A 21,835-nucleotide genomic window follows, 5' to 3' on the forward strand; every position below is an offset into this window, starting at 1 on the left:
GACGGCAGGAGGGAGCATCGCGGGATGCTGCGCAGGGCGGTCGTCGCTGCGTCCGTCGTCGTCCTGCTGTGCACTGCACTGGTGAGCCTCCTCTGGGCGTTCCAGCGCCACCTGGTCTACCTGCCGGACGCCGGGCCGGTCGCCCCGGCGGCGGAGGCCGTCCCCGGTGCGCGGGACGTGGTGCTCGAGACCGACGACGGCCTGCGGCTGGCCGGCTGGTTCGTCCCCGGCCGGACGCCGGACGCCGCCGGGGTGCTGGTCGCCAACGGCAACGGCGGCCACCGGGGCATGCGGGCCCCGCTGGCGCGTGCGCTCGCCGAGGAGGGGCTCGCCGTCCTCCTCTTCGACTACCGCGGCTACGGCGGCAACCCGGGCACCCCGAGCGAGGCCGGCCTCGCGCTCGACGCCCGTGCGGCGCGGGCGTTCCTGCTGGACCGGGCGCAGGTCCCGCCCGACCGGCTCGTGTACTTCGGCGAGAGCCTCGGTGCGGCCGTCGCGACCGAGCTGGCCGTCGAGCACCCGCCTGCCGGCCTCGTGCTGCGCTCGCCCTTCGTCGACCTGGCCGCCGTGGGCAGGGAGCACTACCCGTTCCTCCCGGTGCGGGCGCTGCTGCGGGACCGCTACCCGGTGACCGAGCTGGTCCGCCGGGTCGAGGTGCCCACCACCGTCGTGTACGGCGGCGGCGACTCGGTCGTGCCGCCGGCGCAGAGCCGGGAGGTGGCCGACGCCGCGGCCCGGCTGCACCGGGTGGTGGAGGTGCCGGGTGCCGACCACAACGACCTCGTCCTGCTCTCCGGGGAGGAGGTGGTCTCGGCGGTCGTGGAGCTGGCCGCTCTCAGCTCGGGGTGATCGAGAGGGTGAGCCGGGCGCGGCCCTCCTCGGAGCGCGCGGTGGCGAGCCGCTCGGCCGGGGGCGTGCCGTACTCCGTCGTCCGCTGGCGGGCGGGCCGGCCGATCGCGGCGGCCATCGCCTCCAGCTCCGCGATGGTCTTCAGCGAGCCGTTCTCGCTGCCGGCCATCCGGCTGATCGTCTCCTCCATGAGCGTGCCGCCGAGGTCGTTGGCGCCGCCCTGCAGGACTGCCTTGGTACCGGCGTCGGCGAGCTTCACCCACGAGGTCTGGATGTTGGGGATCCGGCCGTGCAGCAGCAGCCGGGCGACGGCGTGGATGGCCCGGTTCTCACGGACCGTGGGCCCGGGGCGGGCGACGCCGGCCAGGTAGATCGGCGAGTTGTGGTGCACGAACGGCAGCAGCACGAACTCGCTGAACCCACCGGTGCGGTCCTGCAGCGCGGCGAGAGTGCGCAGGTGCCCGACCCAGTGCGCCGGGGTGTCCACGTGGCCGTACATCATCGTCGACGTCGTCGGCAGGCCGACCTCGTGCGCGGTGCCGATGATCTCCAGCCAGGTCGCCGTCGGCAGCTTGCCCTTGGTCAGCACCCAGCGGACGTCGTCGTCGAGGATCTCCGCCGCGGTGCCCGGGACCGAGTCCAGCCCGGCCTCCTTGAGCGCGGTGAGGAACTCGCGGAACGACAGCCCGGTGCGGGCCGCGCCGTTCACGATCTCCATCGGCGAGAAGGCGTGCAGGTGGATGCCCGGCCGCCGCTTCTTCACCTCGCGGGCCAGGTCGAAGTACGCCGTCCCGGGCAGGTCGGGGTGGATGCCGCCCTGCATGCAGATCTCGGTCGCGCCGGCCGCCCACGCCTCGTCCACGCGGTCGCCGACCTGCTCCATCGACAGCGTGTAGGCGTCGGCGTCGGTGCGCCGCTGGGCGAACGCGCAGAACCGGCAGCCGGTGTAGCAGACGTTGGTGAAGTTGATGTTCCGGTTCACGACGTAGGTGACGTCGTCGCCGTTGACGTCCCTGCGGACGGCATCGGCGAGCGCGCACAGCGCCTCGAGATCGGCGCCGTCGGCGCCCAGCAGCGCGAGGTACTCGGCGTCGGTCAGCCCGGCCGGATCGGTCTCCGCGTGCGCCAGTGCGGCGTGCACCTCCGGGTCGCCCACGGTCAGCGCGGTCGAGCGCCCGTCGCGGGCGCTCTCGGTGCGGTCGCGCAGCTCGGACCAGTCGCCGTAGACGGCGTCGAAGTCGCTGCGCCGGTCCGACGTCCGCCCGGTCGTGTCCACCTCGACGTGCAGGTCGACCCGGCCTGACGACGTCCACGACTCGTCCGGCTCCTGCCACGGCAGGCCGACCGGCAGCCGTCCCTCGACGGCCAGCCCGTCGGGGCCGGCCAGCGCGTCCACGTGCGGGCGCACCCGCGGGTCCAGCCAGGGCTCGGGCTGCAGCACGTATGGCGGCTGGGCGGCCAGTCGTTCGCGGAGGGTGAAGCCGGCATCGAGGGAGAGCAGAGCCAGCTGCTCGAGTTGAGGCCAGGGCCGCTCGGGGTTGACGTGGTCGGGGGTCAGCGGCGAGACGCCGCCCCAGTCGTCGACGCCCGCGCGCAGCAGCAGGCCGAGCTCGGTGGAGTCCGACAGGTTCGGGGGCGCCTGCACCCGCGCCTTCGGGCCGAGCAGCAGCCGGGTGACGGCCACCGCCGCGACGTACTCCTGCAGTTCCAGGTCGTCGTGCGCCTGCATGGCGGTGCGCGGCTTGGCCCGGAAGTTCTGGACGATGGTCTCCTGCACGTGCCCGTGCCGCTGTGCGCTGGCCCGGATCTGCAGCACGGCGTCGACCCGCTCGGCGTAGTCCTCGCCGATGCCGAGCAGCACGCCCGTGGTGAAGGGGACGGCGGAGCGGCCGGCGTCCTCGAGCACCCGCAGCCGGAGCGCGGGCTCCTTGTCGGGAGAACCGAAGTGCGGGCCGCCCGGCTCGGACCACAGCCGGGTCGCCGTCGTCTCCAGCATCATGCCCATCGAGGCCGACACCGGCTTGAGCCGCTGGATCTCCTCCCACGACAGGAGGCCGGGGTTGAGGTGGGGGAGCAGCCCGGTCTCCTCGAGCACCCGGATGGCCATCGCGCGCAGGTAGCCCAGGGTGGAGTCGAAGCCGTGCGCCTCCAGCCACTCGGCGGCGACGGGCCAGCGGTCCTCGGGGCGGTCGCCGAGGGTGAACAGCGCCTCCTTGCAGCCCATGGCCGCACCCGCGCGGGCGACGTCGAGCACCTCGTCGGGGGAGAGGTAGGGCGCCTTGCCCTCCGCGCGCAGCTGCCCCGGCGTCGTGACGAACGTGCAGTAGTGGCAGCGGTCGCGGCACAGGTGGGTGAGCGGGATGAACACCTTGCGGCTGTACGTGACCACGCCCGGACGTCCCGCGGACGCCAGCCCCGCGTCGCGGACCCGGGCGGCGGCGGTCAGCAGCCGGTCCAGCGGCTCGCCCTCGCCCAGGCCGCGGGCGTGCAGCAGCGTCTCGGCCTCGACGGCGTCGAGGGTCACGCCCCGCTCGGCGCGGGTCAGCGCGCGGCGGAGGGCGGACTCGGTGGGTGCAGGCAGAGCGCTCATAGCCCGTCCGACGCTAGTCGAAGGACCCCCGTGCCCCCCACCCGCTCGCGAGCTCGCGTGCGGGCCCCTGCACGGGGGCCGTCACTGCAGGGTGTCGACGACCACCGTGGCGGCCCGCGCGACCAGTGCGTCGTCGTGCGGCGCATCGGCCAGCAAACGGGTGGAGAGGACGGCCAGCACGATGGGGGCGCCGTCGGGTGGCCACAGGACCGCGATGTCGTTGCGGGTGCCGTAGCCGCCGGCCCCGGACTTGTCCGCGATCTCCCAGCCCGGCGGGATCCCGGCCTCGATCAGCGTCGCGCCGGTGGTGTTGCCCCGCATCCACTCCATGAGGAGGGCGCGGTCGTCGGCGGACAGGGCGTCGCCCAGGAGGAAGGCCTGCAGGTCGGAGGCCAGCGCTCGGCAGGTGCTGGTATCGCGCTCGTCGCCGGGCACCGCCTCGTTCAGCTCGGGCTCCGTCCGGTCGGCCTGTGTGACGTCGTCCCCGAGCTCCCGGAGCCCGGCCTCGAACCCCGCCGGTCCGCCGAGGCGGGCGAGCAGCAGGTTGGCGGCGGTGTTGTCGCTCCGGCCGATCGCGGCCTGGAGCAGGTCGCGCAGGGGCAGCCCGGTGCCGGCGTGCCGCTCGGTGACCGGCGAGTGGGTCACGAGGTCGTCGGCGTCGTAGGGCACCACCTGGTCGAGCTCGGCGTCGGTGGTCCGGTCGAGGACGAGGGCCGCGCTCAGCGCCTTGTGCGTGGATGCGTACGCGAACCGCTCGTCGGCGCGGTGCTCCAGCGTCCGCCCCGTCCCGGTGTCGACGGCGAAGACGCCGAGCCGGGCGCCGAACTCGGCCTCCAGTCCGCGGAAGGCGGGGGAGGCATCGGGCGGGGGCGCTGCGGTCGTGGCAGGCGCAGTCGACGGCGACGGCGACGGCGACGACGGGGGTGCGGCCACCGGCTCGGTGCCGGAGCAGCCGCCGAGCAGCGCGACCAGCACGACGGCCCCGGCCCGGATCCGCAGTGCGCTCATCGGCTCCGGAGGCTAGCCGGTGCCGATCCCGTCAGAGGTCCTTCCGGACGAAGGAGACCGCGGCCAGCCCCCACACCATCGCCACCCACACGGCGGCCCAGGCCAGGTAGGCCCAGGTCAGCGGCGCGACGCTGAGGAACGGGAACGCCTCGCCGTCGGCCCCGCCGAACTGCAGCAGCGCCGAGGGGTCCTGGAACCCGTGCATCGCCCCGCGCCACAGCCCGTCGGTGGGCAGCAGCATCCGCGACACCGAGCCGACGCGGGCCACGGCCTCGTTGTCCAGCGAGGCCCCGATGCCACCCACGACGCCGGCCACCCAGGTGGTGCAGAACATGCCGACCGCGACGACGCCGGAGGCCATCGGCGAGATGACGGTGGACAGCAGGACGGCGAGGGTGAGCAGCACGGTGGTCTGTGCGGCGAGCAGCGCGAGCGCGGCCGCCGGATCGGGCGGCCAGTAGTCCACCGTCGCCCGGACGACGAGGATCTGCGCCAGACCGGCGAGGACGACGAAGACGCTGCCGAAGGTCACCAGCCCCAGCCACTTGCCCAGCAGGAAGGCCGACCGGCGGATCGGCCGGGCGAGCACCGCCAGCGCGATGCCCGACTCGGTCTCGCCCGACAACGTCGGCCCGGCGAGGAACGCGGTGCCCAGCGCGGCGATCAGGCTGTAGCCGAACATGACCAGGTTGAGCAGGATCGATGCCGTCAGCCGCGCCTCGCCGCTGGTCAGCGTGCCGCCGGACTCCGCGGCGAACCGGGAGAAGCCCCACCCGCTCAGCGCGAGCAGGACCAGGGTCAGGATCGCGAGCGCCAGCAGCACCCGCCGGCGGGCCGCCTCACGCAGGGTGAGCCCCGCAACGGTCAGCACGACGCGGGTCACGAGCGCTCTCCCTCGGCTCCGTCGCGCAGGATGCCCAGCAGCCGCTCCTCGAGGCTGATCCGCCCCGGCTCGACCGCGTGCACCCGGACGCCGAGCGCCACCAGGTCACGCACCAGGTCCGGCACCGTCTCCTCGTCGTCGGCGGGAAACGCCACGGTGAGCCAGTCGCCCTGCCGCTCGACGCGTCCCGCCGCCGCCAGCCGCGTCTCGCCCGCGGGCAGCAGCCCGGTCAGGTGCAGCCGGACCTCGTGCTGGCCGAGGAGTTCCAGCAGCGAACCCGACGCCGCGACCCGGCCGCGGTCGAGGATGACCACCCGGTCGCACACCCGCTCCACCTCACCGATCAGGTGCGAGTTCAGCAGCACCGCGATGCCGCGGGACTTCAGCGACAGCACGATGTCGCGCACGTCGACCCGGCCCAGCGGGTCCAGCGCGCTGGTGGGCTCGTCCAGGACGACGAACTCCGGCCGGGCCACCAGCGCCACGGCGAGGCCGAGCCGCTGCTGCATCCCCTTGGAGAAGCCGCCGACCCGGTCACCGGCGCGGTCGCCGAGCCCGACGAGCTCCAGGGACTCGCGCCGCTCCGGCGCCGTCACCTCCATGCCCGAGAGCCGGACGTGCAGCTCCAGCACCTCGGCGGCGCTGAGCCACGGCTGGTAGCGGAAGAGCTCGGGGAGGTAGCCGACGCGGGCCCGGGCGGCCGGCTCGGCGGCCGGCTGCCCGAGCAGCATCACCTCGCCGGCGTCGGGGCGCACCAGGCCCAGCAGCATCTTGATGACGGTCGTCTTGCCGGCGCCGTTCGGCCCGAGCAGGCCGACCACCTCGCCGCGGCCGACCTCCAGCGAGACCCCGTCCACGGCGGTGCGCCGTCCGTACCGCTTGCGCAGTCCGGTGCACCAGGCGGCCGCCGGCGGGGGCAGGTCGGCGACCAGCCGGGCCGCGTCCCGCAGGGCGTCGCCGCCGAGCGCCGCCCCGCCGGCCGCCGCGGTGCTCAGCGGAGCCCCCGCGCGACCTCGAGTACCTCGTCGCTGTCCAGGGCGCCGGCCACCACCGTCACCTCGCCCTCCTCGACCCAGACCACGGCGGCCAGGGTCCGGTCCCGGGTGGCCAGCACCGTGGCCGGCTCGCCGTCCACCTGTTCCGTCGAGGTGGTGACCAGGTCCGAGGGCACCGGGAGTGGCAGCGTGGAGCCGTCCGCGGTGAACGTGCGCAGCTGGGCCGCGACGTCGTCGGGCAGGCCGGGCAGGGAGAGCAGGTAGTCGCGGACCGTCTCGAAGGGCACCCCGGAGGAGAACGCGGTCGGCGCCACGGCGCGGCCCACGATCAGCCCCGGCGCCCCGCTGCCGCTCTGCCACACCTGGGCGACGCCCGGCCCCGCCACGAGCCGCACGGAGGCGCCGTCCAGCCCCGGCGGCGGGGGCGGCAGGGTGTCGCCGGCCTCGGCGGCGGCCTGCGCGGCACGGTCGGCGTCGAAGGTGAAGGTGGCGGTCACCTCACCACCGACCTGGTACTCCGGCTCCCCGGTGATGCCGGAGGGGAGCGCGTCCACCTCGGGCACGTCCAGACCCGACTCGGCGGCCGCGGTCGCGGCGTCGGGCACCGGGCGCAGGCCGTCGTCGCCGGTCATGACGACGTCGCCGTAGGCCTCCAGGTCGGGCAGGGCGATCAGGTCGGCGCTGCGCAGCCCGACCGCCGCGACCTCCTCGGTCCGGAAGATCTGCAGCCAGTCGTTGGCGGCCGCGGTGCCGGCACCGGCCAGGACGACGCCGAAGGCCAGCGCCGCGACGGCGGGGCGGCGCACCAGTTCCCCGAACCGGCCGCGGCGGGCCGGCACAGGGGACGTGGCGCGCACCGGGGACGACGACGTGTGCGCCGCGGTGGACAGCCGCGTCCAGGCGGCCGGGACGTCGACGTCGGTGTCGGTGGAGAGCGCCGCGCCGACGAGAGCGGCGTCCTCGCGGGTGGCGGCCAGTGCGGCGAGGCACTGGTCGCAGCCGGCGACGTGCCGGCGGTCGGTCTCGGCCACGCCGGCCGGCTCGTCGAGCAGCCGGCGCAGCACGCCGTCAGTGGGATGACGCATGACGGGTCAACTCCTTGCGCAGGGCGGATTCGGCGCGTCGCACGGTGGTGCCGACGCTGCCGGGGGACAGGTCCAGGGCGGCCGCTACCTCGGCGTAGCTCAGCCCGCTGTGCCGCAGCACCAGGGCGACGGCCTGCTTGTGGGGGAGCCGGGCGAGCGCGGCCCGGACGCGGCTGCGCTCCTCGAGCGTCACCACGTCCTCGGCGACGTCGGGCACGACCGGAGGGACGGCCGCGGCCGCGGTCTCCTCGTTGCTCGCCCGGCGGCGCCCCGAGCGGATCAGGTTCAGCGCGGTGTGGGCCGCGGCGACCGAGAGCCAGCCGCCCGCCTCGGATGCGGGCACCGAGGAGCGGTTGAAGGCGAGGAACACCTCCTGGGCGACGTCCTCGGCCTGGTCGCGCGAGCCGAGCACGCGGGCGGCCACGGCGACGACCCGCTGGTACTCCCGGCGGAAGACGGGGTCGAGGTCGGTGCGCAGGGTGCCGCGGGTGGGCACATCGGGAACCGGCACGCCGTCCCTCCCTCCGATCCGCGTCACGACGCCGGCGGACAGCGCCAGGGCGTTCGCCGGGACCGCCGATCGGGGCGGGGGATGCCGCACGAGGTCCATGTCCAGGAAGCACCGCCGCGGCCCGGTTCGTGACACCGGATCCGCAGTCTGCCGTGCGGACCTGCGGTTCAGGCCCGGCCGGCGGCCGATCCACCCGGTTCGACGTACCGGCCGCGGTGGCGCAGCAGCGGCACCGCGGATGCGTCCCCGGGCAGCACGTCGGTGACCTCCAGCAGGGCGAGCACGTGGTCGCCGGCCTCGACCAGCCGGTCCAGCCGGCAGTCCAGCGCCGACAGGCCGCCGTCGAGCACGATCGCGTCGCTGCCCGGGGCCCGCGTCCACGGCACCGCCTCCAGCAGGTGGCGGGCGCTGGGCCGTCCGGCGGAGGAGAACCGCGAGGCGACGATGGCGTGCGGCGCGGCGAGCACCGTCAGCGCGCAGCTGCCGACCTCCTCCAGCACCTCGGCCGGGTAGCCGGAGGCGGTGAGGCCGACGGCGACCAGCGGGGGCGCGGCCGACACGCTCATCACCGAGCTGACCGTCGTCCCGACGTCGTCGATGCCGTCGCGCACGGTCAGCAGGCACACCCCCGCGGCGTACGAGCCGAGGGCGGCGGCGAACTCGGCGGCATCGACCGGCATGGCGGTCAGTCCAGCACACCAGCAAGATGATCCGGTGAGCAGCGCAGCGGAGCAGACCTACGACGTCGTCGTCCTCGGAGCCGGGTCCACGGGGGAGAACGTCGCCGACGTGGTCGTCAAGGGCGGGCTGTCCGCCGTGCTCGTGGAGAGCGAGCTGGTGGGCGGGGAGTGCTCGTACTGGGCCTGCATGCCGAGCAAGGCGCTGCTGCGCGGCACGGAGGCGCTGGCCGAGGCCCGGGCCGTCGACGGGGCGAAGCAGGCGGTGACCGGGGAGCAGGACGTCGCCGCGACCCTCGCCCGCCGCGACTCCTTCACCCACGACTGGGACGACTCGAGCCAGGTCGACTGGGTCGAGGGCGCCGGCATCGATCTGCTGCGCGGCACCGGGCGGCTGGCCGGCGAGCGCACCGTCGTCGTCACCGACGCGGACGGGAAGGAGGTGCGGCTCACCGCGCGGGTCGCTGTCGCCGTCTGCACCGGGTCGGTGGGCAAGCTGCCGCCGGTCGACGGCCTGGCCGACGTCGCACCGTGGGGGCCGCGAGAGGCGACCAGCGCCAAGGAGGCACCGGGGCGGTTGCTGATCCTGGGCGGTGGCTACGTGGGCTGCGAGATGGCGACGGCGTGGCAGGCGCTGGGCTCGCAGGTCACCCTCCTGCAGCGCGGCGACAGCCTGCTGCCCCGGTCCGAGCCGCAGGCCGGCGAGGCGGTCGCGGACGCACTGCGGGATGCCGGGGTGGACGTGCGCTTCGGCGTCGACGTCACCGCTGCGCGCCGGGAGGGCACCGAGGTGGTGCTGACGGCGGGGGACGAGGAGTACCGCGGCGACGAGGTGCTGGTCGCGATCGGGCGCGCCGCCCGCACCACCGACATCGGGCTGGACACCGTCGGCCTGGAGCCGGGGGAGTACCTGCCGGTCGACGACACACTGCGGGTCGAGGGCCTGCCGTGGCTCTACGGCGTCGGCGACGTCAACGGGCGCCAGCTGCTCACCCACATGGGCAAGTACCAGGCCCGGCAGGCCGCCGCGGCGATCGTCGCGCGGGCCCGCGGCGAGCAGGCGGACGGCGGCCCGTGGTCACCGGCGGCGGCGACCGCCGACCACTCCGCCACGCCGTCGGTGGTGTTCACCGCCCCGCAGGTCGCCAGCGTGGGCCGCACCGCCGCCGAGGCGCGCGAGGCCGGGCTGCCGCACCGGGTGGTCGAGTACCCGATCGGCGGTGTCGCGGGCGCGTCGCTGTTCGCCGACGGCTACACCGGGACGGCGATCGCGGTCGTGGACACCGAGCGCGAGGTGCTGCTCGGCGTCACGTTCGTGGGCCCCGGCGTGGCGGAGCTCTTGCACGCTGCCACGATCGCCGTCGTCGGTGAGGTGCCGATCTCCCGGTTGTGGCATGCCGTCCCGGCCTATCCCACGATCAGCGAGATCTGGCTGCGGCTGCTGGAGACCTGGCGCGACGGCGACTGATCACCCTGTCGCCGAACCGACACGTCGACTGGGCGACAGGTCGACGTCACGGCAGCGGGAACGGCGACGGGTCGGGCGCCGGCAGGGTCCCGGCGGTGGTGGCGGTGGTGGTCATGCCCTCGAACACCGCGACGCCGCCCAGCGTGGTGAGGAACGCGGTGTCGGCGGCGTCCCGGCCGGCGCAGATGCGGACCAGTGACCGGGTGGGCGCCAGCCGGGTCGCGTCCACCACGCACCAGGTGCCGTCGACGTCGGCCTCCACCACGGCGTGGAAGTCCATCGGGCGCAACCCCGGCGCGTACACGGCGACCAGCCGGGCCGGGACCTCCAGCGCGCGCAGCAGGGTGATGGTCAGGTGCGCGTAGTCGCGGCAGACGCCTTGACCGGTGAGCAGGGTGTCGACGGCGGTGTCCACCGGCCGGCTGGAGCCGGACCTGTACGTCAGCCGCCGGTGCACCCAGTCCGCCACGGCGGACACCAGCTCACCCCGGGGAAGGTCCGCGTCGAACTCCGAGCGCGCGAAGCCCTCGAGCTGGTCCGAGGGGCAGTACCGGCTGGGCCGCAGCGCCAGGGCCCAGTCGGCGGGCGTCACCTGGCGCGGTGCGCCGCCGTCCTCGACCGACGCCGAGTAGGTGATGGTCGTGTCGCCCGGCCGCAGCTGGACCCGGTGGACCCGGGCGCCGTCGACCTCGAACTCGTCGGGCTCCAGCGCCGTGCCGCCGGAGATCACCGTCAGCTGCTCGGTCAGCGGTGCGGCCACGGCCACCTGCAGGAGGGCGGGCGCCGGCGCGGGTGAGGAGAGGGCCAGCGAGGCGGCGACGTCGATGCGCATGCGGGCATCGTGACCGCGGATCGTGTCTTCCGCTGGCCGGCAACAGGACCGACGCGGGGTTCTTACCCGCGTTCACCTGCGGCTCGTGCGCCGGGGGACCTGCCCTGCCCGGGAAAGTGCTGGGAGTGGGGCATGGGGCGGCCCTAGCGTGAGCCGATGCGTCCGCCCACCCTGTTCTTGACCGTGGGGCTCCCGTGCACCGGGAAGACCCCGGCCGCCACGCGCATCGAGGCCGAGAGGAACGCCGCTCATCGAGATCGGGCTGCGGGCTCTGGAACTGGGCGACGACGTCGTCATCGACTTCGGCCTCTGGAGCCGGGACGAGCGTTCCGCTCTCCGGCAGGCAGCAGCCGACCGCGGTGCCGTGGTGGAGATGCGCTACTTCGTCGCTACCCCCGCCGAACAGCGCCGACGGATCGACCGGCGCCAGGCCGAGGCGCCGCACACGACGTGGCCGATGTCCGACCAGGAGCTCGCCGGTTGGGCCGCGGCGATGGAGGTCCCCACCCCGGGCGAGCTCGACGGCAGTGAACCGGTGGACGAACCGCCGGACGGATTCGCGACGTGGGACGAGTGGCGCGGTCACCGCTGGCCGCCAGCGGTGTCCTGAGCCGCTGTGCTCGACGGCACGTCCCGGTCGGTGCAGGCGGCCCGCAGTGGCGTGATGGGGTGGGGGACGTGCAGTTCGTGCCCTCATCCGCTCCCTGGCAGCGCTACATCGCACTCGGCGACTCCTTCACCGAGGGGCTGAGCGACGCCGACCCGTCCCGTCCCGGCGAGTACCGCGGCTGGGCCGACCGGCTCGCCCAGCACCTGGCCGCCGCCACCCAGGCCGACGTCGAGTACGCCAACCTGGCGATCCGCGGGCGACTGCTGCGGCAGGTGGTCGCCGAGCAGGTGCCCGTCGCGCTGGAGGCGGCCCCCGACCTGGTCAGTCTGATCGCCGGCGGCAACGACCTCATGCGCCCCGGCGCGGACCCGGACGAGCTCGCGGCGACCCTGGAGACGGCCGTCGTCCGCTTCCGGCAGGCCGGTGCCGACGTGCTGCTGGCCACCGGCGTCGACACCCGGAACACCCCCATCCTGCGCCGGGCGCGCGGCAGGATCGCGGTGTTCAACGCGAACATCTGGTCGATCTCCGCGCGCACCGGCGCTGCCGTCCTCGACCAGTGGGGTGCCGGCTGGGTGCAGGACTTCCGGCTGTGGGACACCGACCGGATCCACCTCACCGACGAGGGGCACCGCCGCATGGCGCTGGCCGCGGCCACCGCGCTGGGCGTGCCGGCCGGCGACGACGACTGGCGCATGCCACTCCCGCCGGCGCAACCCCGGGCCCTCCGGGCCGCGGTGGCCGAGGAGGCGGCGTGGGTGCGTGGCTACGTCGGACCCTGGATCGGCCGGCGGTTGCGCGGCCGGTCCTCCGGCGACGGGCGGGCGCCCAAGCGTCCCGTGCCGCTGGCCCTCCCGCGCCCCTAGGCCGACACCCCCACCCGTCCGTGCGGCGGCGCCATCGGGAGGGATCAGGCCAGCCGGCTCCGCAGGGTCGGTACGCCGTCGCCCTCGAGGTGGTCCAGCGCGGCCGTGCGACCGGTGATCCCGAGCAGCAGGGCCTCGGCGGGGCCGCACACGGCCGGACCGCCGCCGTGTGCCCAGCCGAGGTCGTCCGCGTGGAATCGCAGCCCGCTCAGCGTCCGCGCGGAGACCTTGCCGCCGACGGGCGAGGAGGCCGCGAAGGTCAGTGCCGTGCGCAGGCGCGCCGGAGGGACGTCGCACCGCAGCCCGAGTGGCCAGCGGATGTCCAGGTCGTGCACCAGGAGGTCGGTGAGCGGTGCTTCGGGACCGGCGCCGGGAGGGGTGAATTGCGAGTCCGCCTTCCGGCGCAGCACCTCGGTGAGCTCGCCGATGGGCCGCCGCGCCTGCGCGCGGGCCAGCCGGACGTTCGCCCGGTCGAAGCTCCCGCGGGCTCTCAGCATGGCCAGCGCGAACCTCGGGATGCCGACCTCCAGCGGCACCACCAGGTGCGCGACCACGTCGCGCACGGTCCACTCGCTGCACAGGCTCTGCGTCGCCAGCTGCTGCTCCGTCAGGCCCGGCACCAGCTCGGCCAGCCGGCGACGCTCGTCGGCGATCTCCGCGAACGTGTCCACGTCGGTGATCGTGGCAGAGGACCGGCACTCAGCGGCCCGGTGCGGCGACGCCGCCAGAAGCCCTCAGGCCTCGTCGGAGTCGTCGGCGAACTGGTCGAAGAGGCCGAACGTGCCGGTGTCGTCGCTCGCGAGCACGACCCGACGCGGCGGCTCGGCGGCGGCCGTGCGCGGCTGGGGCACGACCGGTGTCTCCAGCGCGTCGGGCAGCAGCTCGCCGGCGACGTCCTCGGCCGGGGCCTGGGTCACCTCGCCGATGAGCACGTCCGCCGGGCTGGGCAGCGGAGCGGGCCGCCCGAAGGCGTAGCCCTGGGCCATGGCGCAGCCGTGGTCCAGGAGCCAGGCGGCCTGGTCCAGGTCCTCGATGCCCTCGGCGATGACCTGCAGACCCATGCCGCGGCCGAGCTGCAGCAGGCCCTGCACGAGCGCTGCGGTCGCGGGCTCGGCGACGACGTCGGCGACGAAGGAGCGGTCGATCTTGAGCGTGTGGATGGGCAGCCGGTGCAGCGCGGTGATCGCCGAGTACCCGGTGCCGAAGTCGTCCAGCGCCAGGGTCACGCCCGCGTCGGTGACGACGGCGACCGCGTGCAGGGTGGCCTCGGCGGCGAACAGCGCCGTCGACTCGGTGATCTCGAGCTCCAGCCGCTCGGGTGCCAGGCCGGACTCCTCCAGCGCGGCGGCGACCAGCTCGCTGAAGCCCTCTTCGGCCAGGTGCCGGGCCGAGACGTTCACGTGCACGCGCAGCTCTTCGGGCCAGGTGACGGCGTCGTTGCAGGCGCGCCGCAGGACCCAGGCGCCCAGCTTGGAGGTCAGCCGGTTGTTCTCGGCGGCGTCGAGGAAGGCACCCGGCGGGAGGAGCCCGCGGGTCGGGTGCTGCCAGCGGATGAGGGCCTCGTAGCCGAGCAGCGACTCGTCGGCCAGGTGCACGATCGGCTGGTAGAACAGCCGCAGCTCGTCGTTGTCCAGGGCGTGCCGCAGGTCGACCTCGAGCTGCAGCGCGTCGACGTCGCTGTCACTGAGCGCTCCCTCGTGCACCTCGACCCGCGCGCGGCTGCCGTCGGCCTTGGCCCGGTTGAGCGCGCTCTGGGCCTGGCGCAGCAGGTCGTCGGGGGTCAGGTCCGAGCCGAGGGTGAGCCCGACGCTGGCCGACAGGGTGATCTCGCGGTCGAGCACGACGAACGGCTCGTCGAGCACGCTGAGCAGCCGCTCGGCCAGGGCGCGCAGCCCCTCGAGGTCCTCGACGTCCTCGGCGACGACGAGGAACTCGTCGGCACCCAGGCGCACGGCGGTGTCCTCGACGCGGGTGCTCCACCGCAGCCGGTCGGCGACCTGGCTGAGCAGCATGTCGCCGGCCTCGTGGCCGAGGGTGTCGTTCACCGCGCGGAACCGGTCGATGTTGAGATGCACCAGACCGACCTGGAGCCCCCGCCGGCGGGAGAGCGCGACGGCGTGCCGCAGGCGGTCGGTGAGCGCACGGCGGTTGGGCAGCCCCGTCAGCGGATCGGTGAAGGCGCGCCGCACCAGGTCGTCCTCGGCCCGGCGGCGGTCGGTGACGTCGACCAGCGACAGGACGACGAACTGCGGGGTCCCGTTGTTGTGCCGCACGACCTCGTGGGCCTGCACGACCCAGAGCTCGGTGCCGTCCGAGCGGCGCAACCGGCGCTCGCCGTCGAGCAGCAGGTTCGGGTCCATCGGGGGCTCGCCGGGCAGCGGCGCCAGACCCAGGTCGCCGACCGGCGGGTCATCGGGGTGGGCCAGCAGATCGATGTGCCGGCCGGCGAGGTCGTCGGCACTGCGCCCGGTCAGGGCGCACATGACCGGATTGGCGACGACCACGTGACCGTCGAGGTCGACGAGGGCCTTGGCGATCGGCGCAGCGAGGAACAGCGCCTGGAACAGCTGGCCCCGGTCGGCCAGCAGCGTGTCGATGGCCCGCATGCGCTGCCGGGCAGCCGCATCGGGCGTGCCGGTGGGCTGCCACGGCGTCGCGGAGGCGGGATGACTCACCGGGTCAGGGTTACGCATCGGAGGCGCCAAGTGACGGAACTCGGGCACGGAGAGTCGTAATCGTGCCGTGACAGCGCGTGAGATCTTGGGCTGCGCAGGCGGAATCTGCCGAAGACGCGCGTCCACGTCCGGCAGATCGAGCAGACCACGTCCCAATCTGTGCGTGGGAGGACGGTCCCTGCGTGTGCGGACCGGGACGCGGGCAGGCCCTCAGTCGCCGACGGTGGCCCCGGGGGAGAAGGCGACGTAGCCGGCGAAGTCGGTGCCCACCCGCTGGACGGCCGACGGCTTGAGGTCGGGGTAGCTCCAGGCGCCATCCGAGGTCGTCCCGGACGGGGTGACGACGTCGAAGTACTGGGCCGCGCCCTTCCAGGGGCAGGTGTAGGCGGTCGGGCTCTCCGTCAGCGCCCCGGGCACCACCGCGGACGGTGGGAAGTACCAGTTGCCCTCGATCCGGACCAGGTCGGACTCCGGGGCCTCGGCGATGACGGTGCCGTTGACGGTGGCGCGCATGGGATCCCCTCCCGCTGGACCGCCCGGTGCGGTCGCTGCCCAGGGGAACGCCGCCGCGTGCCCCGGTCATCCCGGGAACACGGTGCGGTGCGGAAGCGCTGGATCGGGCGTGGACAAGAAGATCGGCTTCCTGAACTTCGGGCACTGGCAACCCATCCCGGGCTCGCAGGTGCGCACCGGCCGGGACGCGCTCGTGCAGACCGTCGAGCTGGCCGAGGCGGCCGAGGAGATCGGTGTGGACGGCGCCTACGTGCGGGTGCACCACTTCGCCCGCCAGCTCGCCTCGCCGTTCCCGCTGCTGGCCGCGATGGCCGCCCGCACCTCGCGCATCGAGCTGGGCACCGGCGTCATCGACATGCGGTACGAGAACCCGCTGTACATGGCCGAGGAGGCCGCCGCGGCCGACCTGCTCAGCGACGGCCGGCTGCAGCTCGGCGTCAGCCGAGGATCACCGGAGACGGCGCTGCGCGGTTCGGAGGCCTTCGGCTACGTGCCCGGGCCGGACAGCAGCGACGCCGACCTCGCCCGGCAGAAGACCGCCCTGTTCCTCGCCGCGATCTCGGGGCAGCCGATCGTCGACGCCGACCCGAAGACGACCGGCGGCCGCGCCGCGCAGCTGCCGATCCTGCCGCAGTCGCCGGGGCTGGCCGAGCGCATCTGGTGGGGGTCGGGCACCCGGGCCACGGCCGAGTGGACGGCGCAGCAGGGCATGAACCTGATGAGTTCCACGCTGCTGGTCGAGGACACCGGCGTCCCCTTCGACGAGCTGCAGGCCGAGCAGATCGCCCGCTTCCGGGAGGCGTGGCGGCAGGCCGGCTGGGAGCGCGAGCCGCGCGTGTCGGTGAGCCGCAGCGTGCTGCCGATCGTCAGCGACCTCGACCGCCAGTACTTCGGCGGCGACCCCGGACAGGACCAGGTCGGCGTCCTGGAGGGCGTGCGGGCGCGGTTCGGGAAGAGCTACGTCGGCGAGCCCGACCAGCTCGCCGAGGACCTGGCCAAGGACGCCGCCGTCCGCGAGGCCGACAGCCTGCTCATCACGGTGCCCAACATGCTCGGCGTCGAGTACAACGCCCGGCTGCTGCAGAACATCGTGGAGCACGTCGCCCCGGCCATCGGTTGGGTGCACCCGGACCGCCGCACCGTCTGACCGTTCCGCGGCACCCGTAGAGCGGCGTCCCCCGGCTTCGGAATGCTGCTGTACGGCGGCCGGTTGCGGATGATCATCCGGAACGGCGCGACGGTGGAGGAGCCCTCATGGTCGAGTGGTCGGCAGTCGCCGGGATCGCGGCCGTCGCTCTCGGGCTGGTGCTGACACCGGGGCCGAACATGATCTACCTGGTGTCCCGGTCGATCACCCAGGGGCGGCGGGCCGGACTGATCTCGCTGCTCGGCGTCGCCGTGGGGTTCCTCGTCTACCTGGCGGCCGTCACCGCGGGCCTCGCGGCAGTGTTCGTCGCCGTCCCGGCCGCGTACACCGCACTCAAGCTCGCGGGCGCCGCCTACCTGCTGTACCTCGCCTGGCAGGCGGTCCGGCCGGGTGGCGTCAACGCTTTCGCGCCGCGCGACCTTCCGGTCGACGGGCCGCGCCGGCTGTTCGTCATAGGCCTGGTCACCAACCTGCTCAACCCCAAGATCGCGGTGCTCTACGTGTCGCTGCTCCCGCAGTTCGTGGACCCGGAGAGAGGGTCCGTGGCGCTGCAGAGCCTGACGCTGGGCTTCGTGCAGATCGCGATCGCGCTGACCGTGAACGCGTTGATCGTGCTCTTCGCTGGGGCGCTGGCACGGTTCCTCGCCGTCCGCCCGTCGTGGTTGCGGGTGCAGCGCTATCTGATGGGAGGAGTGCTCGGCGCCCTCGCCGTGCGGCTGGCGGTGGAACCGCGTCCGGCCACCGCGGGGTGAATGGTTCCGAGCGTCACCCCGGCGCGCGTCACCCGTCCGGTTGATCATCGCCGTCCCGTGCGCGCACCAGCCCTGCCGTGCGTGACGCTGCCGGGCGTGACGTCGGACGAGGACCGCTGGTCGGAGGCGCAGTCCCTCCTCGAGGGCACCCCGTCGGAAGCAGCGCGGCGACGACTGCGCCGCGCGCAGCGCCTCAAACCTGCTCGCCTTCGCGGCCGTGCTCGCAGTAGGGCTCGGAGCGGTGTTCGCGCTGGACGTCTGGCCCGGTCCCGACGCCGAGAGCGACTCCGATGACCCTCCGGTGTGGCGTTCGCTGATCGGGCTGCTGATCATGCTCGCCGGCGTCGTCGTGGCCTTCCCCGCCGCCCTCAGGCAACTGCGGAAGAGCCAGCTCCGCGAAGCGTGGCGCACCCCGCTGCTGGTGCTTCGCCTGAGCCAGCGCAGGCAACTGACCAGGGAGGTCCTGGGGCGCGTGCCGGCCGACCCCGCCCACCTCCCGCTCGCGCGCCACCTGGCGGAGACCCTCGTTCGTCAGGATCTCGAGCCGAGGCTGAGGTGGGGTCTCGTGCTCCTGGGCGCCGGACAGCTCATCGGCTCCCTGTCCTGGTGGTGGATCGGGGTGCTGATCGTGCTGGCGGTCAGTAGGCCGGTGATGGCGCGGAGGACGCGCCGCGTCCAGGCGTTCCTGGACGCGCATCCGGCCTCCGCACCGCTCTGAGGGCGTTGTTGGCTCTTCACCGGTCCTGCAGAACCGCAGAGCGCGAACAACACCCGTAGAGCGCGTCAGCGCAGGTCGAAGCCCAGGTCGAGCACGGGCGCGCTGTGCGTGAGCGCGCCGACCGCCAGGTAGTCGACGCCGGTCGCCGCCACCTCAGCCGCCCGCACCAGGTCCAGCCCGCCGCTGGCCTCCAGCCGCACACCCGTCCCGCGCACCAGGTCGACCGCGGTGCGGGTGTCGGCGGTGGAGAAGTTGTCCAGCAGCACGAGCTGCACCCCGGCTGCGATCGCCTCCCGGACCTGCTCGAGCGTGTCGCACTCGACCTCGAGCGGGATCGCCGGAGCCCTCGTCCGCACGGCCGCGACCGCCGCCGCGATGCCCCCGGCGGCGGCGACGTGGTTGTCCTTGACCAGCGCGGCGTCGCCCAGCGCCATCCGGTGGTTGACGCCACCGCCGCAGCGGACGGCGTACTTCTCCAGCGCGCGCAGGCCCGGCGTCGTCTTCCGGGTGTCGCGGACGGCGGCCCCGGTGCCCGCGATCGCGTCGGCCCACTGTCGGGTCAGCGAAGCGATGCCCGACAGGTGGCAGACCAGGTTCAGCGCGGTCCGCTCCGCGGTGAGCAGCGCCCGGGTGGGGCCGGTCACGGTGAGGACGGGCAGTCCCGGCTCGGTGGTCGCGCCGTCGGCCTCGTGCACCACCACGTCCATGGCCGGGCCGCCGACGAGGTCGAAGGCGGCGGCGGCGACGTGCACCCCGGCGAGCACGCCGACGCTGCGCGGGGTCACGTCGCCGGTGGCGACGGCGTCGGCAGGCACGGTGGACTCCGTCGTGACGTCCGGGCCGAAGGCCAGGTCCTCGTCCAGCGCGGTACGGATCAGCCGCTCGACCGCGACCGGGTCGAGCCGGTCCCTGCGCAGGGCGGCCGCCAGCTCCTCCCGCAGTCCGCTCGTCACGCGACCACCTGCTCGTCGGCGCCGGCCTGCACCGGCACGGTGCGCGTGCGCAGGTGGCCGGTGCGGTCGAGCCGGTGCACCAGGCGGACCTGCCACTCCGGCCGGGTCTCGGGGGCGTCGAGCCGCCGGTGGCACCCCCGGCTCTCGGGACGCGCCAGCGCGGCCGACGCGAGCAGGGTCGCCACGGTGTGCAGTGCCGTCGCCTCGACCGTGGCCAGGTCGAGCGGACCGGCGGCCCGGTCCACGGCGGCCAGCGTGCGGGCCAGCTCGGTGAGGCCGTCCGCGTCACGGAGGACGCCGGCGTGGCGGGTCGTCGCCGCGGTGATCGCGGGCCGAGCAGCCGGGTCGATCGCGTCCCCGGCGGTCGCGGGCGGGACGATCTCTGCAAGTGCGGGCAGCTCGGCGGCGAGCAGCTCCGCGCAGCGGCGCGCCGCGACCAGCCCCTCGGTGATCGAGTTCGACGCCAGCCGGTTGGCGCCCTGGACTCCGGTGCACGCGACCTCGCCGACGGCGTAGAGGCCGGGCACCACGGTCCGCCCGTCGAGGTCGGCGAGCACACCGCCGCAGACGTAGTGCGCCGCCGGCACGACCGGGACCGGCTCGTGTGCGAGGTCGAGGCCGGCGTCACGGCAGGCCCGCACGATGCCCGGGAAGCGGCGCGCGAGGAACTCCGCACCCAGGTGCCGGGCGTCGAGGAACACGTGGTCGGCGCCGGTGGCGCGGAGGGAGGCGGCGATGGTCGCCGAGACGACGTCGCGCGGCGCGAGGTCGGCCAGCTGGTGGGCACGGGACATGATCCGGTTCCCGTCGGCGTCGACCAGCACGGCGCCCTCGCCGCGCACGGCCTCGGAGACCAGCGGCTGCTGCCCGCGGGCACCGGCGCCCGTCCAGAGCGCGGTCGGGTGGAACTGCACGAGTTCGACGTCGGCGATCTCGGCGCCGGCGCGCAGGGCGAGGGCCAGGCCGTCGCCGGTGGCGCCGGCCGGGTTGGTGGTGGCGGTGAACACCTGGCCGAAGCCGCCGGTGGCCAGCACCACCGCGCGGGCGTGCAGGTCGGTGACGTCGGTGAGCGCGCCGTCGTCGGTGAGGCGGGCGGTCCGCACCCCGGCGACGCCGCCGTCCGCAGCGTGCAGCGCATCCAGGGCGACGGTGTGCTCGAGCACCGCGATGCCGCGGGCGCGCAGCGCGGTGGCCAGCGTCCGGGTGACCTCGGCGCCGCTGGCGTCGCCGCCGGCGTGCACGATCCGGTCGCGGCTGTGCCCGCCCTCGCGGGTCAGCGCGGGCCGGCCGACGTCGTCCAGGTCGAGGCGGGCGCCGAGCTCCCGCAGCTGGGCGATCGCCCCCGGCGCCTCGGTGACGAGGGCGCGCACCGCGGGCTCGTCGCAGAGCCCCGCGCCGGCGACGAGGGTGTCCTGTACGTGCAGCTCGGCGTCGTCGTCGGCACCGAGCACGGCGGCGAGCCCGCCCTGGGCCCACGGCGTGCTGCCCGCGCCGAGCTCGCCCTTGGTGACGACGGTGACCGAACGCCCGGTCTCCGCCAGCGCGACGGCCGCCATCAGCCCGGCGGCGCCGCTGCCCACGACGACGACGTCGGTGGTCTGCTCCCGCTCGGCCGCCGGGAGGGGCAGGCCGGCGACGACCGTGGGCGCCAGCGTGGCGACCCGGTTCCGCACCTCACTCACCGACCGGTGACGGCGTGCCGATGGCGACCATGGCCTCGACCGCGGCGCGGGCGCGGGCTGCCACGGCCGGGTCGACGGTCACCTCGTCGCGGCCCTCGCGCAGGGCCCGCAGCAGCTTCTCCGGCGTCGACATCTTCATGTAGGGGCAGGCCGCACGGGAGTTGACCGGCTCGAAGGCCGTCGTCGGGTTGGCCTGGCGCAGCTGGTGCAGCATGCCGATCTCGGTGGCGACGAGAACACGCTTGGCCGTCGTCCGCCGGGCCTCGTCGAGCATCCCGCCGGTGGAGAGGATGTGCACCCGTTCGCTGGGCAGCTGGCCGTCGGACACCATCCACAGCGCGCTGGTCGCGCAGCCGCACTCGGGGTGCACGAGCAGCTCGGCGTCGGGGGCGGCCTCGACGCTGGCCCGCAGGTCGGTGGGGGAGATGCCGGCGTGCACGTGGCACTCGCCCATCCAGATGCGCATGTTCTGCCGGCCGGTGACCCGCTGGACGTGCGCGCCCAGGAACTGGTCGGGCAGGAAGAGGATCTCCCGGTCGGCCGGGATCGACTCGACGACCTCGACGGCGTTGGACGAGGTGCAGCAGATGTCGGTCTCGCCCTTCACCTCGGCGGAGGTGTTCACGTAGGAGACGACGACGGCGCCGGGGTACTCGGCCTTCCAGGCGCGCAGCTGGTCGGCGGTGATGGTGTCGGCCAGCGAGCAGCCGGCGTTCGCGTCCGGCACCAGCACCGTCTTCTCGGGGGCCAGGATCTTCGCCGTCTCGGCCATGAAGTGGACGCCGGCGAAAACGATCGTGCCGGCCTCGCTGGCGGCCGCGAGGCGGGAGAGGGCGAGGGAGTCGCCCACGTGGTCGGCGACGTCCTGGATCTCGGGCGCCTGGTAGTTGTGCGCCAGGATCACGACGTCCTTCTCGCGGGCGAGCCGGCGCACCTCGTCGCGCCAGTCCTGCCACTGGTCGGGCGTCCAGGCGGCGGCGGAAGGGGCGGGGAGCGTCGCGGTCACGGGGACCTCCATGCG

At 74.6% G+C, this 21,835-nt stretch carries 21 protein-coding genes; 7 read left to right on the forward strand and 14 right to left on the reverse strand.

All coding sequences use genetic code 11. The features are described 5' to 3' along the window. Nucleotides 1–24: 24 nt before the first annotated feature. On the forward strand, nucleotides 25–849 hold the full coding sequence (locus RM425_RS11220; RefSeq protein ID WP_311345283.1) for an alpha/beta hydrolase: 825 nt from the start codon (nucleotides 25–27) through the stop codon (nucleotides 847–849). On the opposite strand, the gene RM425_RS11225 is transcribed toward RM425_RS11220, so the two are convergent. The 7 genes from RM425_RS11225 to RM425_RS11255 form a co-directional block, all read right to left on the reverse strand. Beyond that, nucleotides 836–3,439: a bifunctional FO biosynthesis protein CofGH gene (locus tag RM425_RS11225; RefSeq protein WP_311345284.1), complete on the reverse strand. Its 2,604-nt coding sequence runs from the start codon at nucleotides 3,437–3,439 to the stop codon at nucleotides 836–838. The genes RM425_RS11220 and RM425_RS11225 overlap by 14 nt on opposite strands. Before the next feature lie 81 nt (nucleotides 3,440–3,520). Further along, on the reverse strand, nucleotides 3,521–4,447 hold the full coding sequence (gene bla, locus RM425_RS11230) for a class A beta-lactamase (RefSeq protein WP_311345285.1): 927 nt from the start codon (nucleotides 4,445–4,447) through the stop codon (nucleotides 3,521–3,523). A 31-nt stretch (nucleotides 4,448–4,478) separates the two neighbouring features. Continuing rightward, nucleotides 4,479–5,330 (reverse strand): ABC transporter permease, encoded by an 852-nt coding sequence (locus RM425_RS11235; RefSeq protein WP_311345286.1) that lies wholly within the window; start codon nucleotides 5,328–5,330, stop codon nucleotides 4,479–4,481. Beyond that, a complete protein-coding gene (locus tag RM425_RS11240) occupies nucleotides 5,327–6,187 on the reverse strand; it encodes an ABC transporter ATP-binding protein (protein WP_311345287.1) in 861 nt (286 codons plus the stop codon). Before RM425_RS11240 ends, RM425_RS11235 begins: the two co-directional genes overlap by 4 nt. A 134-nt stretch (nucleotides 6,188–6,321) precedes the next feature. Further along, nucleotides 6,322–7,410: a hypothetical protein gene (locus RM425_RS11245; RefSeq protein ID WP_311345288.1), complete on the reverse strand. Its 1,089-nt coding sequence runs from the start codon at nucleotides 7,408–7,410 to the stop codon at nucleotides 6,322–6,324. Further along, nucleotides 7,394–7,921 (reverse strand): sigma-70 family RNA polymerase sigma factor, encoded by a 528-nt coding sequence (locus RM425_RS11250; protein WP_311345289.1) that lies wholly within the window; start codon nucleotides 7,919–7,921, stop codon nucleotides 7,394–7,396. Before RM425_RS11250 ends, RM425_RS11245 begins: the two co-directional genes overlap by 17 nt. A gap of 167 nt (nucleotides 7,922–8,088) precedes the next feature. Continuing rightward, nucleotides 8,089–8,601 (reverse strand): flavin reductase family protein, encoded by a 513-nt coding sequence (locus tag RM425_RS11255; protein WP_311345290.1) that lies wholly within the window; start codon nucleotides 8,599–8,601, stop codon nucleotides 8,089–8,091. Nucleotides 8,602–8,635: 34 nt separating this feature from the next. Here RM425_RS11255 and RM425_RS11260 point away from each other — a divergent pair, with 34 nt between their 5' ends. After that, nucleotides 8,636–10,066 carry a dihydrolipoyl dehydrogenase family protein gene (locus tag RM425_RS11260; RefSeq protein WP_311345291.1) on the forward strand — a complete coding sequence of 477 codons (1,431 nt, stop codon included), beginning with the start codon at nucleotides 8,636–8,638 and terminating at the stop codon, nucleotides 10,064–10,066. Between the two features lie 46 nt (nucleotides 10,067–10,112). On the opposite strand, the gene RM425_RS11265 is transcribed toward RM425_RS11260, so the two are convergent. Beyond that, nucleotides 10,113–10,898, reverse strand: a complete 786-nt coding sequence (locus RM425_RS11265; RefSeq protein ID WP_311345292.1) for a transglutaminase-like domain-containing protein — start codon at nucleotides 10,896–10,898, stop codon at nucleotides 10,113–10,115. 271 nt (nucleotides 10,899–11,169) lie between these two features. Here RM425_RS11265 and RM425_RS11270 point away from each other — a divergent pair, with 271 nt between their 5' ends. Further along, on the forward strand, nucleotides 11,170–11,508 hold the full coding sequence (locus RM425_RS11270; RefSeq protein ID WP_396137042.1) for an AAA family ATPase: 339 nt from the start codon (nucleotides 11,170–11,172) through the stop codon (nucleotides 11,506–11,508). Nucleotides 11,509–11,585: 77 nt separating this feature from the next. Then, on the forward strand, nucleotides 11,586–12,374 hold the full coding sequence (locus RM425_RS11275; protein WP_311345293.1) for an SGNH/GDSL hydrolase family protein: 789 nt from the start codon (nucleotides 11,586–11,588) through the stop codon (nucleotides 12,372–12,374). A gap of 44 nt (nucleotides 12,375–12,418) precedes the next feature. On the opposite strand, the gene RM425_RS11280 is transcribed toward RM425_RS11275, so the two are convergent. The 3 genes from RM425_RS11280 to RM425_RS11290 all read right to left on the reverse strand — a co-directional run bounded on the left by RM425_RS11280 (nucleotide 12,419) and on the right by RM425_RS11290 (nucleotide 15,562). After that, nucleotides 12,419–13,045, reverse strand: a complete 627-nt coding sequence (locus tag RM425_RS11280) for a maleylpyruvate isomerase family mycothiol-dependent enzyme (protein ID WP_311345294.1) — start codon at nucleotides 13,043–13,045, stop codon at nucleotides 12,419–12,421. Between the two features lie 63 nt (nucleotides 13,046–13,108). Further along, nucleotides 13,109–15,049, reverse strand: coding sequence for a putative bifunctional diguanylate cyclase/phosphodiesterase (locus RM425_RS11285; RefSeq protein WP_311345295.1), 1,941 nt, complete (start codon nucleotides 15,047–15,049; stop codon nucleotides 13,109–13,111). 210 nt (nucleotides 15,050–15,259) lie between these two features. Next, nucleotides 15,260–15,562: a DUF427 domain-containing protein gene (locus tag RM425_RS11290; RefSeq protein WP_311345296.1), complete on the reverse strand. Its 303-nt coding sequence runs from the start codon at nucleotides 15,560–15,562 to the stop codon at nucleotides 15,260–15,262. A 109-nt stretch (nucleotides 15,563–15,671) separates the two neighbouring features. On the opposite strand from RM425_RS11290, the gene RM425_RS11295 reads away from it, so the two are divergent. From RM425_RS11295 to RM425_RS11305, 3 genes are all read left to right on the forward strand, one after another. Further along, complete coding sequence (locus RM425_RS11295; protein ID WP_311345297.1) at nucleotides 15,672–16,709, forward strand: LLM class flavin-dependent oxidoreductase; 1,038 nt, start codon at nucleotides 15,672–15,674, stop codon at nucleotides 16,707–16,709. A gap of 107 nt (nucleotides 16,710–16,816) precedes the next feature. Continuing rightward, nucleotides 16,817–17,461 (forward strand): LysE family translocator, encoded by a 645-nt coding sequence (locus tag RM425_RS11300; protein ID WP_311345298.1) that lies wholly within the window; start codon nucleotides 16,817–16,819, stop codon nucleotides 17,459–17,461. A gap of 217 nt (nucleotides 17,462–17,678) precedes the next feature. After that, on the forward strand, nucleotides 17,679–18,179 hold the full coding sequence (locus RM425_RS11305) for a hypothetical protein (RefSeq protein ID WP_311345299.1): 501 nt from the start codon (nucleotides 17,679–17,681) through the stop codon (nucleotides 18,177–18,179). Nucleotides 18,180–18,244: 65 nt separating this feature from the next. Here RM425_RS11305 and nadC read toward each other — a convergent pair whose 3' ends face one another. Genes nadC through nadA form a run of 3 tightly spaced genes read right to left on the reverse strand, consistent with a single transcriptional unit; the run spans nucleotide 18,245 to nucleotide 21,820 of the window. Then, the gene (gene nadC / locus RM425_RS11310; protein ID WP_311345300.1) at nucleotides 18,245–19,132 is read right to left on the reverse strand and encodes a carboxylating nicotinate-nucleotide diphosphorylase; all 888 of its coding nucleotides are present in this window, start codon (nucleotides 19,130–19,132) and stop codon (nucleotides 18,245–18,247) included. Continuing rightward, complete coding sequence (locus RM425_RS11315; RefSeq protein WP_311345301.1) at nucleotides 19,129–20,814, reverse strand: L-aspartate oxidase; 1,686 nt, start codon at nucleotides 20,812–20,814, stop codon at nucleotides 19,129–19,131. The genes nadC and RM425_RS11315 overlap by 4 nt, the downstream gene beginning before the upstream one ends. After that, complete coding sequence (gene nadA, locus RM425_RS11320; RefSeq protein ID WP_311345302.1) at nucleotides 20,807–21,820, reverse strand: quinolinate synthase NadA; 1,014 nt, start codon at nucleotides 21,818–21,820, stop codon at nucleotides 20,807–20,809. Before nadA ends, RM425_RS11315 begins: the two co-directional genes overlap by 8 nt. Nucleotides 21,821–21,835 lie beyond the last annotated feature (15 nt).

Source organism: Blastococcus goldschmidtiae, from assembly GCF_031845325.1.
In the GTDB taxonomy this organism is placed as follows: Bacteria; Actinomycetota; Actinomycetes; order Mycobacteriales; family Geodermatophilaceae; genus Blastococcus; species Blastococcus goldschmidtiae.